The 16,241-nt window shown below is 74.0% G+C and carries 13 protein-coding genes; 6 read left to right on the top strand and 7 right to left on the bottom strand.

Annotation, left to right across the window (positions count from 1 at the left end; genetic code table 11):
- Positions 1 to 74 precede the first annotated feature (74 nt).
- On the top strand, positions 75 to 1,286 hold the full coding sequence (locus ACI791_RS14735) for an acyl-CoA dehydrogenase family protein (protein ID WP_456586718.1): 1,212 nt from the start codon (positions 75 to 77) through the stop codon (positions 1,284 to 1,286).
- Positions 1,287 to 1,350: 64 nt separating this feature from the next.
- Here ACI791_RS14735 and ACI791_RS14730 read toward each other — a convergent pair whose 3' ends face one another.
- The 4 genes from ACI791_RS14730 to ACI791_RS14715 all read right to left on the bottom strand — a co-directional run bounded on the left by ACI791_RS14730 (position 1,351) and on the right by ACI791_RS14715 (position 4,087).
- The gene (locus ACI791_RS14730; RefSeq protein ID WP_456586717.1) at positions 1,351 to 1,557 is read right to left on the bottom strand and encodes a hypothetical protein; all 207 of its coding nucleotides are present in this window, start codon (positions 1,555 to 1,557) and stop codon (positions 1,351 to 1,353) included.
- A gap of 88 nt (positions 1,558 to 1,645) precedes the next feature.
- A complete protein-coding gene (locus ACI791_RS14725) occupies positions 1,646 to 1,861 on the bottom strand; it encodes a hypothetical protein (RefSeq protein WP_456586716.1) in 216 nt (71 codons plus the stop codon).
- A gap of 34 nt (positions 1,862 to 1,895) precedes the next feature.
- Complete coding sequence (locus ACI791_RS14720; protein ID WP_456586715.1) at positions 1,896 to 2,414, bottom strand: N-acetyltransferase family protein; 519 nt, start codon at positions 2,412 to 2,414, stop codon at positions 1,896 to 1,898.
- Between the two features lie 107 nt (positions 2,415 to 2,521).
- Positions 2,522 to 4,087 (bottom strand): LCP family protein, encoded by a 1,566-nt coding sequence (locus tag ACI791_RS14715; protein WP_456586714.1) that lies wholly within the window; start codon positions 4,085 to 4,087, stop codon positions 2,522 to 2,524.
- A 219-nt stretch (positions 4,088 to 4,306) separates the two neighbouring features.
- On the opposite strand from ACI791_RS14715, the gene ACI791_RS14710 reads away from it, so the two are divergent.
- The 4 genes from ACI791_RS14710 to ACI791_RS14695 all read left to right on the top strand — a co-directional run bounded on the left by ACI791_RS14710 (position 4,307) and on the right by ACI791_RS14695 (position 9,666).
- A complete protein-coding gene (locus ACI791_RS14710; protein WP_347058573.1) occupies positions 4,307 to 5,257 on the top strand; it encodes an acyl-ACP desaturase in 951 nt (316 codons plus the stop codon).
- A 29-nt stretch (positions 5,258 to 5,286) separates the two neighbouring features.
- A complete protein-coding gene (locus ACI791_RS14705; protein ID WP_347058574.1) occupies positions 5,287 to 6,090 on the top strand; it encodes an exodeoxyribonuclease III in 804 nt (267 codons plus the stop codon).
- Positions 6,091 to 6,178: 88 nt separating this feature from the next.
- Positions 6,179 to 6,925 carry a peroxide stress protein YaaA gene (gene yaaA, locus ACI791_RS14700; RefSeq protein ID WP_456586713.1) on the top strand — a complete coding sequence of 249 codons (747 nt, stop codon included), beginning with the start codon at positions 6,179 to 6,181 and terminating at the stop codon, positions 6,923 to 6,925.
- Between the two features lie 140 nt (positions 6,926 to 7,065).
- The gene (locus ACI791_RS14695) at positions 7,066 to 9,666 is read left to right on the top strand and encodes a SpoIIE family protein phosphatase (protein ID WP_456586712.1); all 2,601 of its coding nucleotides are present in this window, start codon (positions 7,066 to 7,068) and stop codon (positions 9,664 to 9,666) included.
- On the opposite strand, the gene ACI791_RS14690 is transcribed toward ACI791_RS14695, so the two are convergent.
- A complete protein-coding gene (locus ACI791_RS14690; RefSeq protein WP_456586711.1) occupies positions 9,667 to 11,352 on the bottom strand; it encodes a DEAD/DEAH box helicase in 1,686 nt (561 codons plus the stop codon).
- A gap of 62 nt (positions 11,353 to 11,414) precedes the next feature.
- Between ACI791_RS14690 and ACI791_RS14685 the strand changes: the two genes are divergently transcribed.
- On the top strand, positions 11,415 to 12,833 hold the full coding sequence (locus tag ACI791_RS14685; RefSeq protein WP_456586710.1) for an amidase: 1,419 nt from the start codon (positions 11,415 to 11,417) through the stop codon (positions 12,831 to 12,833).
- Positions 12,834 to 12,955: 122 nt separating this feature from the next.
- On the opposite strand, the gene ACI791_RS14680 is transcribed toward ACI791_RS14685, so the two are convergent.
- Both ACI791_RS14680 and ACI791_RS14675 read right to left on the bottom strand, forming a co-directional pair.
- Positions 12,956 to 14,323 (bottom strand): glucose-6-phosphate dehydrogenase, encoded by a 1,368-nt coding sequence (locus ACI791_RS14680; protein WP_456586709.1) that lies wholly within the window; start codon positions 14,321 to 14,323, stop codon positions 12,956 to 12,958.
- Positions 14,320 to 16,164 (bottom strand): glycoside hydrolase family 15 protein, encoded by a 1,845-nt coding sequence (locus ACI791_RS14675; RefSeq protein WP_456586708.1) that lies wholly within the window; start codon positions 16,162 to 16,164, stop codon positions 14,320 to 14,322. The genes ACI791_RS14680 and ACI791_RS14675 overlap by 4 nt, the downstream gene beginning before the upstream one ends.
- Between the last annotated feature and the right edge of the window lie 77 nt (positions 16,165 to 16,241).

The raw sequence follows: 16,241 nt of genomic DNA, 5'->3' as shown, positions 1-16,241 counted from the left end.
CGGTTCCGCGCCGGCCCAGGAGACGCGGGACCCCCGATGCGACGGCGATCACGCCCGGCGCTACGTTGCCGGTCATGGACTTCGCTCTCTCGCCCAAGGCCGAGGACGTCTGCGCGCGCGCGTGGGACTTCATGCGCGAGCACGTGTTCCCGGCTGAGCCCGTCTACGAGCAGTGGCGTGCCGAGCGCGGCCACGACAACCACGAGCACCCGCCGATCCTGGAGGAACTCAAGGCCGAGGCGCGCAAGCGCGGCCTGTGGAACCTCTTCCACCACGAGGTCGGGGGGCTCTCCAACCTCGAGTACGCCTCGGTCGCCGAGATCACCGGCTGGTCGCCGGTGATCGCGCCCGAGTCGATGAACGTCGGAGCGCCGGACACCGGCAACATGGAGACGCTCATGCTCTTCGGGACGCCGGAGCACAAGGAGCGCTGGCTGAACCCGCTGCTCGAGGGGGAGATCCGCTCCGGCTTCGCGATGACGGAGCCCGACGTCGCCAGCTCCGACGCCCGCAACATCCAGACCTCGATCGTCCGGGACGGCGACGAGTACGTGATCAACGGCCGCAAGTGGTGGACCTCCGGGGCCGCCGACCCGCGCTGCCAGATCTTCATCGTCATGGGCAAGACCGACCCCGACGGTCCGCCGCACCGCCAGCAGTCGATGGTGCTCGTCCCCCGCGACACCCCGGGGCTGGAGATCATCCGGCACCTGCCCGTGTTCGGGTACCAGGACCAGCACGGCCACTCCGAACTGCGCTTCACCGACGTGCGCGTTCCGGTCAGCAACATCCTCTCCGGCGAGGGCGACGGCTTCATGATCGCCCAGGCCCGGCTCGGCCCCGGCCGGATCCACCACTGCATGCGGGCCATCGGCATGGCCGAGCGCGCGCTGGCGCTGATGGTCGAGCGCAGCAAGAACCGCGTCGCCTTCGGCCGCCCGCTGGCCGAACAGGGCACCGTGCGGGAGGCCATCGCGCTCTCCCGGATCGAGATCGACCAGGCCCGCCTCTACGTGCTGAAGACCGCCGACCTGATCGACAAGTACGGGGCGAAGGGTGCCCGCACCGAGATCTCGGCCATCAAGGTCGCCGCCCCGAGGGTCGCGCTGGACGTCATCGACCGCGCGATCCAGGTGCACGGCGGCGCCGGCGTCAGCAACGACACGGTGCTGGCCCGCTTCTACGCCAGCGCTCGCACGCTGCGCATCGTCGACGGCCCGGACGCGGTGCACATCCGCGGCGTGGCCAAGGAGGAACTGGCGCGGGAGCGCCCCTTCGCGGGCTGACCGAGGCCTGCACGACCGGTGGCCCGGAACCGCGAGCGGTTCCGGGCCACCGCCGTCTCCGGGCTCAGGGGCTGAGCGTGGTGCCGAACGAGCCGCCCGCGAGCTTGCTCATCAGCTGGGTGCGGTCCAGCCCCATCTCCGCCAGCGCGTCGCCGTCCCGATCGGTGTCGATCTGGCCACCGAAGCGCCCCTCCACCCGGTCGGCCGTGTCGTTGTCGCCCTCGGTGCGCAGCATCCGCACCAGTTCCTGCGTGTCCAGCTTCACCTGCATCCTCCTTCGTCGCCGCTGTGGCCGGAGTGTGGTGCGCATCACCGGCGGTCGCAACGGCGGCGGCCACGGGATCCGGGCAGCGGCAGATTCAGCCGCGGCCGGCGCGGCGGACCAGGACGGCGCCGACGCCCGCCAGCACGAGGGCGACGAAGAGCTGGGCGACACCCACGCCCACCTGGTCGCTGGCGAACCACGTCGGTGACGACACGAGGAGCACGAAGGCGATCCCGAGAACGAGCAGCCCGACCAGGCGCTCACGGCGGGCGGGGCGGGAGACGGGCGTGCCGGAGGACGGGTCGGTCATGCGCCCACCCTGCCAAACCGGTCCGCCCGGTGCGTCAGAGGCGGCAGACCATGGCGATCTCGTCGCGGTCGTCGCCGGGAGCGACCCGGATCGCGCCGGGCAGCCGGCCGACCTCCTGGTAGCCGAGGCCCCGGTAGAACGCGTCCAGGCCGGTGCCCCCGCGGGCGGTCAGGTGCAGGAACTCCCACCCCCGGTCCCGGGCGATGCGGTGCACCCCGTCCATCAGCACCCGGCCGAGCCCCTGACCCTGGCGCGAGGGGTGCACCTGCACCCGCAGGACGGTGCCCCAGTGGCGGCGCAGCGGGCTCAGCGACCCGACCATGCTCGCGAAGCCCGCCGTCTCACCGTCGACCTCGAGCAGGGCGACCACGTCCCGACCGGAGTGGACGCCCTCCAGCAGCTTGTCGAGCAGCGGCACGACCTCCTCCGGCGTCACCGGGGGCACGAACCCGACGGCCCCCCCGGCATTGGTGACGTCGGTCCAGCAGGCGAGCAGCTCGGCGCGCAGCGCGGCGTCGACGCTGGCAACGGGCCGGACGGCAGCAGCGGGCACCCGCTCATTCTCCGGGGCGGCCGGGACCGCCCGGGAACCGCCCCCGCTCCGGGCCCCCCGACCCCGTGCGGCACCCTGCTGCACATCGCCGCCGTGCACCGACCCGCTCAGCCCCGCTTCGTCGGCGGCTCGCCTTCTGCCAGGGCCTCCTCCGCACGGACGGGGTCGTAGGCGCAGGCGTCGGCGACCTCGGTGACCGCATCGGCCGGGTCCGGCTCCGCGTCGGGGGCCGGGTCGGCCGCGGGGTCGGTCCCGTCCGCGGGAGCCGGTGCCGGTGCCGGTGCCGGCGGATCGATCGCCTCCTGGACCAGCTGCCGGATCCGGTCGTAATCGGGGTAGGCCGGATCGATCAGCGGCGGATCGAGCACCAGGCTGCGGATCTCGGCGTCCTTGACCAGGAAGGCCAGCTCCACGAAGTCGTCGAGCACCGAGCGCGGGATGTCGGTGCTGACGATGTCCTCGGTCGTCGCCGCCAGCCGCTGATAGCGCTGCAGGAGCGTCACCGGGTCCGCGGCGTCGACGATGGCGGAGATCGTGCACCGCTGCCGCGCCATGCGGTCGTAGTCGGTGAGGCCGAAGCGCCCACGGGCGAACTGGAGGGCGGTGAATCCGTCCATGAGCTTGTCCGGCCCCGGGGCGATGTAGTCGTCGGGCAGCTCACCGGTGCCCGGGTCGCCGTTGATCGGCACGTAGTAGTTGACGTTGACGGTGATCCCGCCGAGGGCGTCGACGAGCCGGCTGAACCCGTCCAGGTTCACCAGCACGAAGTAGTCGATGTCCAGGCCCAGCGCCTCGCCCACGCCGAGTTTCAGGAAGTCCGCGCCCGGGTCGTCGGTGGGGCCCAGGGCGTCGGGGTACCAGGCGGGGCCGTTGCGGTAGACGGCGTTGAGCAGGCTCTCGCTCTCGCTGCCGGCGTCGAAGCCGTCGGGGTAGATCTCGCCCAGGGGGCTGTCGGCCGGAAAGGGCAGCTCCTGCAGGTTGCGCGGCAGGCTGATCAGGACGGTCTCGCCGGTTCCGGTGTCGACGCTGGCCACGATCACCGTGTCGGTGCGCACGCCCTCCCGGCCCTCGCCGCCGTCGCCCCCGAGCAGCAGCACGTTGACCCGGTCGCGGCCGCCGAACAGCTCAGCATCGTCCTCGGCGTCGTCCTCCGCGTCGTCGTCGGTGACGGTCGCCGACCTGCGGTCGTCGTCGAACACCCCGGCGATGAGGTCCCGCGACGTCGCGGCCAGGTGCCCGGCGAAGGCGGCCGGGGCGGCGATCGCCGCGACGAGCACCGCCACCACCAACCCGCCGACGACGTGCCGTCCGCGGGAGGTCCGGGGCGGGACGAGCATCCGGTAGCCGGCCACCACCACGACGACCCACAGCAGCGCCAGGACCCCGATGCCGACGATGGTCCAGAGCAGGACGTCGGTGTCGACGGCGGTGCGGGCGGCCAACCGCTGCCCGCCGGTGGCCAGCCAGACGCCGGCGGCGACGAGCAGCAGGAAGACGGTGAGGACGACGGCACCGAGCCGACGGCGCCCGGCCGCGAGGAAGCCGGTGCCCGGCACCAGGGCGCCCAGGACCGTCCAGCCCAGCGCTGCGCCGAAGCTGCGCTCCCGGTGGGGCCGGCGGACGCGGGAGCCGCCCGCGGAACCGTCGACAGGGAGGTCCGGGCCGGCGCTCACGCGCCGACCGTCGCCATGCGCTGCCGGGTCATGCCACGATGATCGCACCGTTGGGCGGCAGAAGGGTCGCCCGGAGAGATGCCTGCGGGCCGCAAGTGCCGCTCCCTGTGCTGGGCGAGGGGTAGCGGCGGGCCGAACGGGGAACCCCTCGACGAGCACGCCCGACGGTCACGCCGCACAGCTCACGACGGCGCAGTTCGAGTCCACCCGGAGGCCCCCATGCCCCAGACGTCCCCGCAGGCAGCCGTGCTGACCGAGCTCGAGCCCGTGGTCGCGGAGAACCTGGACCGCCACATCAGGATGGCGAAGGAATGGCATCCGCACGACTACGTCCCCTGGGACGAGGGGCGCAACTTCGCCTTCCTCGGCGGCCAGGACTGGTCACCCGAGCAGTCCCGGCTGGATGCGACGGCCAAGGCGGCGATGTTCGTGAACCTGCTGACCGAGGACAACCTGCCCAGCTACCACCGCGAGATCGCCACCCGGTTCGGCAGGGACGGCGCCTGGGGACAGTGGGTGGGCCGCTGGACCGCGGAGGAGGGGCGGCACGGCGTCGCGCTGCGCGACTACCTCGTCGTCACCCGCGGCGTCGACCCCGTCGAGCTCGAGCGGGCCCGGATGGACTACATGACCACCGGTTACGACTCCGGGGACAAGAGCCCGCTCGAAGCCGTCGCCTACGTCTCCTTCCAGGAGCTGGCCACGCGGGTCTCCCACCGCAACACCGGCCGGGCCACCGGCGACCCGATCGCGGACAAGCTGCTGGCTCGCATCGCCACCGACGAGAACCTGCACATGATCTTCTACCGCAACCTCGTGACCGCGGCGTTCGACATCGACCCCGACGAGACGATGAAGGCCGTGGCCACCGAGGTCATGAACTTCGAGATGCCCGGCGCGAACATGGCGAACTTCCGGAAGAACTCGACGATCATCGCGAAGGCCGGCATCTACGACCTGCGGCTGCACCACGACGAGGTGGTCAGCCCGATCCTGCGCACCTGGAAGGTCTTCGAGCGCAGCGACCTCGGTCCCGAGGGCGAACAGGCGCGCGAGCGGCTGGCCGAGTTCCTCGCCGGGCTCGACGCCCAGGCCACCAGATTCGTGGAGAGCCGCGAGCGCATGCGGGCCCGCATGGCCGCCAAGGGCGAGGTCCCCGTCCAGGTCTGAGCGAGAACCGTTCCGTAGGGTCGATCGCCATGCGGCTGGCGACCTGGAACGTGAACTCGATCCGCACCCGAGCCGACCGGGTGGCCGCCTTCCTGCAGCGCCACGACGTCGACGTCCTGGCGCTGCAGGAGACCAAGTGCCGGGACGACCAGTTCCCCGAGATGGTGTTCACCGCCCTCGGCTACGAGGTGGCGCACGTCGGCCACTCGCAGTGGAACGGCGTCGCGATCCTGTCCCGGATCGGCCTCGACGACGTCACGACGGGCTTTCCCGGGATGCCGTCGTGGTCGTCGAAGGAGGGCGTGGCCCCCGCCCCGGAGGCTCGCGCGCTGGGCGCCACCTGTGGCGGAGTGCGGGTCTGGAGCCTCTACGTGCCCAACGGGCGCACGCTCACCGATCCCCATCTGCAGTACAAGCTGGACTGGCTGGAGGCCCTGCGGGTCGCCGCCGGCGGCTGGCTGGCCGACGACCCGACCGCGCCGGTGGCCCTGGTCGGCGACTGGAACATCGCACCGCAGGACGACGACGTCTGGGACATGTCGGTCTTCAGCACCTCGACGCACGTCTCCGCGCCGGAGCGGGCGGCCTTCCGGGCCGTCGTGGACGCCGGGTACGCCGACGTGGTGCGCCCGCACGCCCCGGGGCCGGGCGTCTACACCTACTGGGACTACACCCAGCTGCGGTTCCCCCGCCGCGAGGGCATGCGGATCGACTTCGTCCTGGGCTCGCCCGCGCTGGCCGACCGGGTCACCGGCGCCTTCATCGACCGCGCGGAGCGCAAGGGCAAGGGCGCCAGCGACCACGCCCCGGTGGTCGTCGACATCACCGGCTGAGGGCACCCCGGCCTCTCCCCTCGCGCGCTCGCGGTGAGCCTCCGGACGGGGCTGGAAGCGCCCGGGCAGGCACGTAGTGTGAGTCGCCGTGCTCGTGCTGCTGCCCCCGTCGGAGACCAAGGCCCCCGGGGGCGACGGGCCCCCGTTGGATCTCGGCTCGCTCACCGCACCCCAGCTCACGCCGGTGCGCAGGGAACTCGCCGAGGCCCTGGTGGAGCTCGCCGGCGACGTCCCGGCGTCGCGGGCGGCCCTGGGCCTGTCGGCCAAGCAGGACGAGGAGATCGCCCGCAACGCGGCGCTGTTCACCTCCGGCACGCTTCCCGCGCTGCACCGCTACACCGGCGTGCTCTACGACGCGCTCGACGTCGGGTCGTTGACCCGGGGCCAGCGGGCCCGGGCCGACCGGCGGCTGGCCGTCGGCTCCGCCCTGTTCGGCCTCGTGGCCGGGAACGACCGAATCCCCGCCTACCGGCTCTCGGCGGGCTCGGCCCTGCCGGGCCTGCCCACGCTGCGTTCGCTCTGGAAGCCCGCGCTCGGCCCGGTGCTGGCGGGCACCGACGGGCTCGTCGTCGATCTGCGCAGCGGGTCGTACGCCGCGCTCGCCCCGATCGCCGGCGCGATCACCGTCACGGTGCTCAGCGAGCGCCCGGACGGGAGCCGCGCGGTGGTCAGCCACTTCAACAAGGCGCACAAGGGCCGGATCGCCCGCCTGCTGGCCGGCACCACCGCCGAACCGGACGACGTCGTGGGGCTGCGGAGGCTGCTACGCCGGGCGGGGTTGCACGTGGAACGGAACGGCGGAGCGGCGCTCACGCTCGTCGTCCCGGCGCCCTGAGGGCCATGTCCGCGAGATCGGTCCGGGGGGTTGGTTGCACGCAACCGTCTCTCCGTGACATAACTGCTGGGAACAGGCCACCCGAACAACGCGGTGCGCTGGTCGTCGGATCCGGCACTCGCCGGGGCGGAAGGGCACCGGTGGACGGGAAGGACCGCACGATCGACGCGGCACGTGGTCTCGGCGACCGGTCAGCGGCTCAGCTGCGCGCCGATCGCGTGCGTGTCGACGCCGCACAGCGCCTGTTCCCCCTCGGCGACGGGCCCGCGCTGGACCGCCTCGCCGCGCTCGCCGCCCGCCTCCTGGGCACCTCGGGCAGCCAGGTCTCCCTGCTGGGCGATGTCCAGCTCGTCGCGGCCGGCACCGGCGAGGCCGACGTCGGCAGCACGGGCCCGCTCGAGGAGTCCCTCTGCACCGTCACGGCGGCGCTGCCCGACGGTGAGGCGCTGGTCATCCAGGACGCCCGGTCCGACGACCGGGTCAACGGCCTGCCCCCGGTGCGCAGCGGCGTCGTCGGGTCCTACCTGGGCGTCGCGCTGTCCACCCCGGGCGACGGCCCGGTCGGCGCCCTCTGCGTCTTCGACCCCGAACCACGGCCGTGGGCGGCATCGGAGGTCGCCACGCTGCAGCAGCTCGCCGCCTCGGTGGTCACCGAGCTGGAGCTGTCCAACCTGTTGCGCCGGTACGAGGACGACCGGCTGCGGTGGGAGCTGGCCACCGAGGCGGGCGAGGTCGGGACGTTCGACTGGAACCTGGTGACCGGGCAGCTGATCTGGGACGAGCAGCTGATCGCGATGTTCGGCTACGACGCCGAGGACTTCGACCGGACCATCGAGTCCTTCACAGCGCGCCTGCACCCCGACGACCAGGCGTCGGTGGGCGAGGCACTGCAGCACGCCATCGAGACGTGCGGCGACTTCGACGTGACCTACCGGATCGTCCGCCCCGGCGGCGAGACCCGGTGGATGCACGCCCGCGGCCGGGCGCTCGCCGACCACCGTGAGCACGCGGTGCGGCTCCTCGGCGCGGCCTTCGACATCACCGGTGCGCGGGAAGCGGCGACCCTCGTCACCCGGACGCTCGAGGCGATGCCGGCCGGCTTCTACAGCCTCGACCGGGAGTGGCGCTTCACGCACGTGAACGCGGAGGCCGAGCGGCTGCTGCAGGCCACCCGCGACGAGCTGCTGGGGCGGGTGCTGTGGGAGGCGTACCCGGACGCGGTCAACAGCGTCTTCGAGAAGAGCTTCCGGGAGGCGGTGCGCACGGGCCAGCCCATCTCGTTCGACGCCTACTACCCCGACCCGCTGGACGGCTGGTACGAGCTGCGCGCCTGGCCGAGCCCCGACGGGTTGTCGGTGTACTTCCTGGAGGTCACCGAGCGGCGACGCATGGCGGAGCAGGCGGACCGCGCTGCCCAGCGGCTGGCGCTGCTGGCCAACGTCAGCGCCGACCTCGCCGGCGCCCTGGACCAGCAGGGCGCGATGGCCCACCTCCCCGAGCTCGTCGTCCCGGCCCTCGCCGACTTCTGCGTCGTCACCGTGGTGGACCCCGACGGCCGTCCCCGCGACGTCGGCTGCTGGCACCGCGACCCGGAGATGCGCCCGCTGCTGGAGCGGTACACCCAGGTGCGCATGGACTCCATGCCGGCGGACTCCCCCGCCGCCGACTCGCTGCGCACCGGCCGGCAGAACCGCAACGCCGGACGGGAGGTGCTGGACCTGCTGGCGCCCGGCGAGGCGCGGGACCTGCTCGCCCGGCTGGACCCGCGGGAGGCCGTCGTCCTGCCGATGCGCGGGCGCAACCGCACGCTGGGCCTGCTGACCGTCTACTACGACCGGGACACCCCGCTGCGGGCGGAGAACGTGGCGACCGCCCAGGAGGCGGCCGACCGGGCGGGCCTGGCGCTGGACAACGGGCGGCTCTACAGCGCCCAGCAGCAGCTGGCCGAGGGGCTGCAGCGCAGCCTGCTCACCGAGCCGCCGGAGCCCGACCACGCGGAGATCGCGGTGCGCTACCTCCCGGCCGCCGAGGCTGCCCGGGTGGGTGGCGACTGGTACGACGCCTTCATGCAGCCGGGGGGCGCGACGATGCTGGTCATCGGCGACGTCGTGGGGCACGACACCGAGGCGGCGGCCGCCATGGGCCAGCTGCGTGGTCTGCTGCGCGGGGTGGCCACCTACAGCGACGCCGGTCCCGGCGAGGTGCTGCGCGGCCTCGACGCCTCCATGACGACGCTGCAGATCCCCACGCTGGCCACCGCGGCCGTGGCCCGGTTCGAGCAGACGCCCGACGAGCTGGCGGCGGGCATCACCCGGATGCGCTGGGCGAACGCCGGCCACCTGCCCCCGCTCGTGATCACCCCGGACGGCGCGATCGCGGAGCTCGGCGAGTGGACCGGCGACCTGCTGCTCGGGGTCGACGCGCAGGCGCAGCGGCGCGAGTCGGTGACGACCCTCCAGCGCGGCACCACGGTCCTGCTCTACACCGACGGGCTCGTCGAGCGCCGCGACTCCGACCTCGACGCCGGCATCCAGCGGCTGCGCGAGGCGCTGGTCGAGCTGGCCGGCCTCCCCCTCCAGCACCTGCTGGACGAGCTGCTGGAGCGGCTGGTCCACGGCCGGCCCGAGGACGACGTCGCGCTCGTCGCCGTCCGGCTGCACCCCCAGGACCGGCCCCGGCCGGCGGAGGCGGGGCCGACCCGGGTCCCCCCCACCGTGCCGCCCGACCCCGCCGGCACCTGATCAGGCGCGGTCCCGCCGCACCTGCGCCTTGCGGCCCTTGATCATGGTGGCCCGGAGCGCCTGGACGACCTCGTCGGCCGCGGACTCGGGCACCTCCACCAGCGCGAACCGCTGGTGGATCTCGATCGACCCGACGTCGCGGCCGGTCAGCCCGGTCTCGCCGGTGATGGCGCCGACCAGGTCGCCCGGGCGGATCCCCGCGTCGCGCCCGGCCCCGACGAACAGGCGCGTGCCCTGCCCACCGCCCGACCGTTCCCGGGCCGGCGGCCTGCGGTCGCCCCCCCGGCCCGCGGGAGCCCGCCCGCCGTCCCGCTCCGGCCGGAAGGAGACCTGCGGGATCTCCTCGTCGTCGTCCACCGGCCCAGCGGCCTCGTGCGCCAGCTTGACCGCCGCCAGCGCGACCTCCATGAGGTCGAACTCGTCGGCGAGGGTCTCGACGACCACGCGGAACCGGTCGAGGTCGTCGGTCAGCAGGCTCTCCCGCAGCGCGCCGCGGGTGAGGTCGAGCCGGCGGGCGCGCAGATCGGCGACCGTGGGCACCTTCTCCACGGCGATCGGCGCGCCGGCGACCCGCTCGATCGTCTTGAGCATCCGGTGCTCGCGCGGTTCGGCGAGCGTGATCGCCACGCCCTCCCGCCCGGCGCGGCCGACCCGGCCGATCCGGTGCACGTAGGACTCCGGCGCCGACGGGACGTCGTAGTTCACGACGTGGGTGAGCTGCTCGATGTCCAGCCCGCGGGCGGCGACGTCGGTGGCGACGAGCAGGTCCGCCGTCCCGCCGCGCAGCCGGCCCATCACCCGGTCGCGCTGCTCCTGGCTCATGCCGCCGTGCAGGGCCTCGGCCCGGTAGCCGCGGCCGTTGAGGGTCTCGGTGAGCGAGTCGACCTCCTCGCGGGTGCGGCAGAAGACGATCGCCGCCGTCGGGGCCTCGACGTCGAGGATGCGGCCCAGCGCGGCGGGTTTCGCCCCGCGCGGCACCACGTAGGCGGTCTGCCGGACGCGGGGTGCCTCGCCGGGCTGCGCGTTCTCCCGCGCGATGGTGATGCGCACCGGATCGGTGAGGTGCCGCCGGGCGAGCGAGTCCAGGCGCCTGGGCATGGTGGCCGAGAACAGCACGGTCTGCCGCGTCTCCGGCGTTGCCTCGAGGATCGCCTCGAGGTCCTCGGCGAAGCCCATGTCCAGCATCTCGTCGGCCTCGTCGAGGACCACGGTGGCGATCTCGCCGAGGTGCAGCGCGCCCCGGTTGAGCAGGTCCAGGGCCCGGCCCGGGGTGGCGACGACGACGTCGACCCCCGACTCCAGCGAGCGCAGCTGCCGCACGATCGGAGCGCCGCCGTAGACGGGCAGCACGCGGGCGCCGAGGCCGCGGCCGTAGCGGTGCAGCGCCTCCGAGACCTGGACGGCGAGCTCGCGGGTGGGCACCAGGACCAGCGCCGCCGGGGCGCGGTCGCTGCGGTGGGCGGGCAGCCGCTGCAGCACCGGCAGCGAGAAGGCAGCGGTCTTGCCGGTGCCGGTGGCAGCCTGGCCGAGCAGGTCGCGCCCCTCGGCCAGCGGCGGGATCGCCTCCCGCTGGATCGGGGTGGGCTCCTCGTAGCCGAGGGCGGTCAGGGCGGCCAACAGCTCCGGGCGCAGCCCGAGGTCCTCGAAGGTGGCGTCGTCGCCCGCGGAAGCTCGTTCGTCGGTCATCACCGACATCGTTCCCCCGATGCCGTCGGCACGCGCACCCGGGCTTCTGGCAGGCTGCCGGGGTGACCGCCGACGACGAGCTCTGCACCCGCCCCGCGACGGAGCTGGCCGCGCTGGTGCGCGACCGCCAGGTGTCGGCGCGGGAGCTGCTCGACGCGCACCTGGCGCGCATCGAGCGGCTGGACCCGCAGGTCAACGCCATCGTGACGCTGGACGCCGAGGGCGCCCGCGCCGCCGCCGACGCCGCGGATGCCGCGCAGGCGGCCGGGGAGCCGCTCGGCCCGCTCCACGGCCTGCCGGTCGCGCACAAGGACACCCACGCCACCGGTGGCATGCGGACGACGTGGGGCTCGCCGCTGCACCGCGACACCGTTCCGGCGCGCGACGAGCTGGTGGTGGCCCGGTTGAAGGCCGCCGGCGCGATCTCCATCGGCAAGACCAACGTGCCCGAGTTCGCCGCCGGGTCGCACACCTTCAACCCGGTGTTCGGGGCGACGCACAACCCCTACCGGCACGGGCTGTCCGCCGGCGGGTCCTCGGGCGGGGCGGCCGCCGCCCTGGCCGCGGGGTTCGTGCCGCTGGCCGAGGGCAGCGACATGGGCGGCTCGCTGCGCAACCCGGCCGGCTTCTGCAACGTCGTCGGGCTGCGGCCCACGCCGGGCCGGGTGCCCACGTGGCCGGCGCCGATGGGCTGGTCGACCCTCTCGGTGCAGGGGCCGATGGGCCGCACCGTCGGCGACGTGGCGCTGCAGCTGTCGGCTCTCGCCGGGCCCGACCCGCGGGTGCCGATCGCCCTGGACGGCGACCCGGCCGCGTTCCTGGCGCCCCTGCCCGAGCGGCTGGACGGGCTGCGGGTGGCCTGGGCGCCGGACCTCGGCGGCCGGGTGGCGGTCGACCCGGCGATCACCGCGGTGCTGACCGCTGCCCTGCCGGTGTTCGAGGACCTGGGCGCGCACGTCACCGAGGACTGCCCCGACCTCTCCGGCGCCGACGACGTGTTCGGCACCCTGCGGGCCTGGCTGTTCGACGCCTCGTTCAGCGACCTGGTCCGCCGGCACCCCGACCAGGTCAAGGAGTCGATCCGCTGGAACGCGGCGATGGGCGCGGCGCTCACCGGCGCAGACCTCGCCCGCGCGGAGCAGCAGCACACGAAGCTGCACGAGCGGGTCGTCGAGTTCTTCACCCGCTACGACGTGCTGCTGGCGCCGACGACGCAGGTGCTGCCCTTTCCCGTGGAGGTCGAGTACCCGACCGAGATCGGCGGGGTGCCGCAGGAGAACTACCTGGAGTGGATGCGCTCCTGCACGCTGCTGTCCCCCACCGGCTGCCCGGCGCTGTCCGTGCCCGGCGGTTTCACGCCGGACGGGCTGCCGGTCGGGCTGCAGGTCGTCGCGGCGCCGCGCATGGACCGGCGGGTCCTCGAGGTCGGTCACGCCTTCGAGGAGGCCACCCGCTTCGGCGGACGCCGTCCCGGCCTGTAACCGGGTCTACGCCTCTCTAGCGTGTTCGCTAGAGCGGTCGAGAGGCGGCGAGATCGCCGATCTCGCCCGGTATGGGCCGCCGTAGCGGGCGAGTTCGGCGATCTCGCCCGGTACGGCGGTGCTCAGCGCACGGGGCCGTCGGAGCCGGCGGGGTACTCCAGCAGCGCCACCTCGTCGGCCGCCCACGCGGCCAGGATCGGCTCGACGATCCGCCACGACTCCTCGGCCTCGACGTCGCTGATGGACAGCGCCGCCTCCCCGGCGAGCAGCTCCTGGAGCAGCAGCCCGTAGGCCGACAGCCGGGCCGGCGGCAGGTCCACCTCGAGCGCCCGGCGCTCCAGGTCGAACGGGTTCCCCGCGCCGTTGAGGTTGAGCTCCAGGCTGATCCCGTCGGGGTCCAGACGGAGGCGGAGGACGTCCGGCTCCGGCCGGCCCTCGCCGTCGTCCCGGCCGAAGGCCAGGTGCGGCACCGGCTTGAACCGCAGCACGATCTCGTGCCGGTCCGCGCCCAGCGCCTTGCCCGAGCGCAACCGGAACGGCACCCCGGCCCACCGCCAGTTGTCGATGCCGACGGTGTACTCGGCGTAGGTCTCGGTACCGCGGTCGGCCTGGACGCCGGCCTCCGCGGTGTAGTCGGGCAGCGGGCGGTCGCCGACCGTGCCGGCGGTGTAGCGGGCGCGCACGGTGTCGCGGCGCATGTCCTCCGGCGACCGGACGGCGCGCAGGACGTCGGACTTGCGGGCCGCCAGCGAGCGGGCGTCCATCGCCGTCGGCGGCTCCATCGCGACGACGGCGAGCATCTGCAGCAGGTGGTTCTGCAGCATGTCGCGCAGAGCGCCCGCGGTGTCGTAGTAGCCGGCCCGGCCTTCCAGCCCGAGGGTCTCGTCGAACACGATGTCGACCCGTTCCACGTGCTGGGCGTTCCAGAGCGGCTCGAACATCCGGTTGGCGAACCGCAGACCGAGGATGTTGAGGACCGTCTGCAGCGCCAGGAAGTGGTCGGTGCGGAACACCGCCTCCTCCGGGACCAGCCGGTGCAGGACGGCGTTGAGCGCCCGGGCGTCGGCCAGGTTCCGCCCGAACGGCTTCTCGACGGCGACGACCGCTCCCTCGGGCAACCCCACCTCGGCCAGCGCCTCCAGCGTCGGCAGGAAGACCGTGTTGGGCAGCGCGAGGTAGACCACCGGCACCCCGCCGGCCCGCTCCAGCCCGGCGCGCAGATCCGCCGCCAGGGTGACGTCGCCGTGCCGGTAACCCAACCGGTCGACCAGCCGCTCGCGCGACTCCTCCGGCACGTGCCCGGCGTGTTCGGCCAGCCGCTGGCGGGCCCAGCCGCGGTACTCGTCGTCGGACCAGTCCTCCTGGCTGATCGCCAGCACGTCCAGCGGCTGCTCCAGGACGCCGGCGTCGACGAGCTCGGCCAGGCCGGGGAGGAGCAGGCGGCCGGTGAGGTCGCCGGTGCCACCCAGGACGAGGAAGGAGCGCCTCATCGCCGCGCCTCCTCGGCCCGGGCGAGGTTCCACCCGCTGGCGATGACCCCGACGTGGCTGAACGCCTGCGGGAAGTTGCCGAGGAAGGCCCCGGTGGACGGGTCGATCTCCTCGGAGAGCAGCCCGAGCTCGGTCACCCGCCCGCACAGCGAGTCGTAGAGGTCGTGGGCCTCGTCCAGCCGTCCCTGGCCGGCCAGGTTGTCCACCAGCCAGAAGCTGCAGAGCAGGAAGGCGCCCTCGCCCCCGGGCAGCCCGTCGGGCGAGTCGGTGTGCAGGTACCGGTAGAGCAGCCCGTCGCCGGCGTCGAGGTGCCGCCGCACCGCCTCGGTCGTCGCCACCATGCGGGGGTCGTCGGCCCGGATCAGCCGGCGCAGCGGCAGGGTCAGCAGCGAGCCGTCCAGGCCTCCACGGTCGCCCTGGCCGGGCGGGGCGAGGTGCTCGGTGAACGTACCGCGATCGGCGTCCCAGGCTTGCTCGAGCAGGGTGGCGCGGATCCGGTCGGCCTCCCGCTGCCACCGCTCCCGCGGGTACGGCAGCCCGCAGAGCTCCCCGATGCGCAGCGCCCGGTCGACGGCGACCTGGCACATCGCGACCGAGTAGGTGAACGGGCGGCCGGCGTCGCGGATCTCCCAGATCCCGTTGTCCGGGGTCGACCACTGGGCGATCGCCTGCTCGGTGAGCTCGCACAGCGCCCGCCACAGGGGCGGGTCCACCTGCCCGCCGGCGCGCACCCACTGGTAGGCGACGTCGAGCAGCTCGCCGTAGACGTCGTTCTGCACCTGCCTCGCCGCCCCGTTGCCCCACCGGACCGGCCGCGAGCCGCGGTAGCCGGAGAGCGCGAGGTCCTCCCACTCGATCCCCGGCCGGCGGCCGTCGAGGGTGTAGCAGATGCTGGCGCGGTCGTCCCGCTCGATGTTGCGCAGCGTCCAGGCGAGGAAGGCGTCGGACTCCTCCTGCATTCCGATCCGGCGCAGCGCGTAGCTGGAGAACGCGGCGTCGCGCACCCAGGTGAAGCGGTAGTCCCAGTTCCGGCTGCCGCCGATCTCCTCCGGCAGCGACGACGTCGCCGCCGCCATGATCGCCCCGGTCGGCGCGTGGTCGAGCAGCTTGAGTGTGAGCGCCGACCGCCGCACCAGGTCGTGCTGGGGGCCGGCGTACTCCAGCCGGGCGGCCCAGCTGCGCCAGGCCGACGCCGTCTGCTCGATCAGCCGCTCCGGCTGGGTGCGGGTCCGGGTGTGCGTGTCGCCGGACCACTGCAGCGCGACGGTCAGCTGCTCGCCCTCGGCCAGCGTCACCCGGCTGCGCAGGGCGCCGTCGCCGGCGACGGTCAGCGGGTGGGAGGAGGACACCAGGATCTCCAGCTGCGGCTGGGCGGCCCAGTGGATCCGCCAGGCGCCGAGCTCCGGCCGGACCAGGACGGCGTCCATGGGGGCCAACCGGACGTCGACCTCGACCGGGCCACCCACGGCGCGGGCCAGCCGCAGCAGCTCCCTGCGGCCTGACGGCACCGGCTCGGCGAGGTCAGCGCCCGAGCGCAGGGTGAGGCAGTCGGTGAGCTCCAGCCGCCCGTCCGGGCCCTCCAGCTCGGTCACCAGGATCCCGGTGTCGGGCAGGTAGCGCTGGGCCGACCGCCGCAGGCCCACCGGGGTGACGGCGAAGCTGCCCCCGCGTTCGGCGTCCAGGATGCCGGCGAGGAGCGGCCGGCTGTCGAAGTCCGGCACGCACAGCCACGGGATGCTGCCGTCCCGCGCCACGAGCGCGCAGGTGAGGCCGTCACCGATCAGGCCGTGGTCCTCGATGGGCAGGTAGCCGTCGGTGCGGCTGAGCGGGCGGAGCGGCACGGGGCGGTCCTCGGGTCGGCCGGCAAGGGTCCGTCGCACCCTGCCCACGCAGGCGACCGCCAATCCCACCGGAGATG

The sequence above is a fragment of the Blastococcus sp. SYSU DS0973 genome, assembly GCF_054051055.1.
Note: the sequence above shows the minus strand (reverse complement) of the source record. Positions and strands in the feature narration are given on the sequence as shown.

Coding starts and splice junctions, on each gene's coding strand:
- ACI791_RS14690 (WP_456586711.1), bottom strand. CDS start 11,352: ATGACCGACGAACGAGCTTCCGCGGGCGACGACGCCACCTTCGAGGAC.
- ACI791_RS14730 (WP_456586717.1), bottom strand. CDS start 1,557: ATGCAGGTGAAGCTGGACACGCAGGAACTGGTGCGGATGCTGCGCACC.
- ACI791_RS14710 (WP_347058573.1), top strand. CDS start 4,307: ATGCCCCAGACGTCCCCGCAGGCAGCCGTGCTGACCGAGCTCGAGCCC.
- ACI791_RS14705 (WP_347058574.1), top strand. CDS start 5,287: ATGCGGCTGGCGACCTGGAACGTGAACTCGATCCGCACCCGAGCCGAC.
- ACI791_RS14725 (WP_456586716.1), bottom strand. CDS start 1,861: ATGACCGACCCGTCCTCCGGCACGCCCGTCTCCCGCCCCGCCCGCCGT.
- ACI791_RS14680 (WP_456586709.1), bottom strand. CDS start 14,323: ATGAGGCGCTCCTTCCTCGTCCTGGGTGGCACCGGCGACCTCACCGGC.
- ACI791_RS14735 (WP_456586718.1), top strand. CDS start 75: ATGGACTTCGCTCTCTCGCCCAAGGCCGAGGACGTCTGCGCGCGCGCG.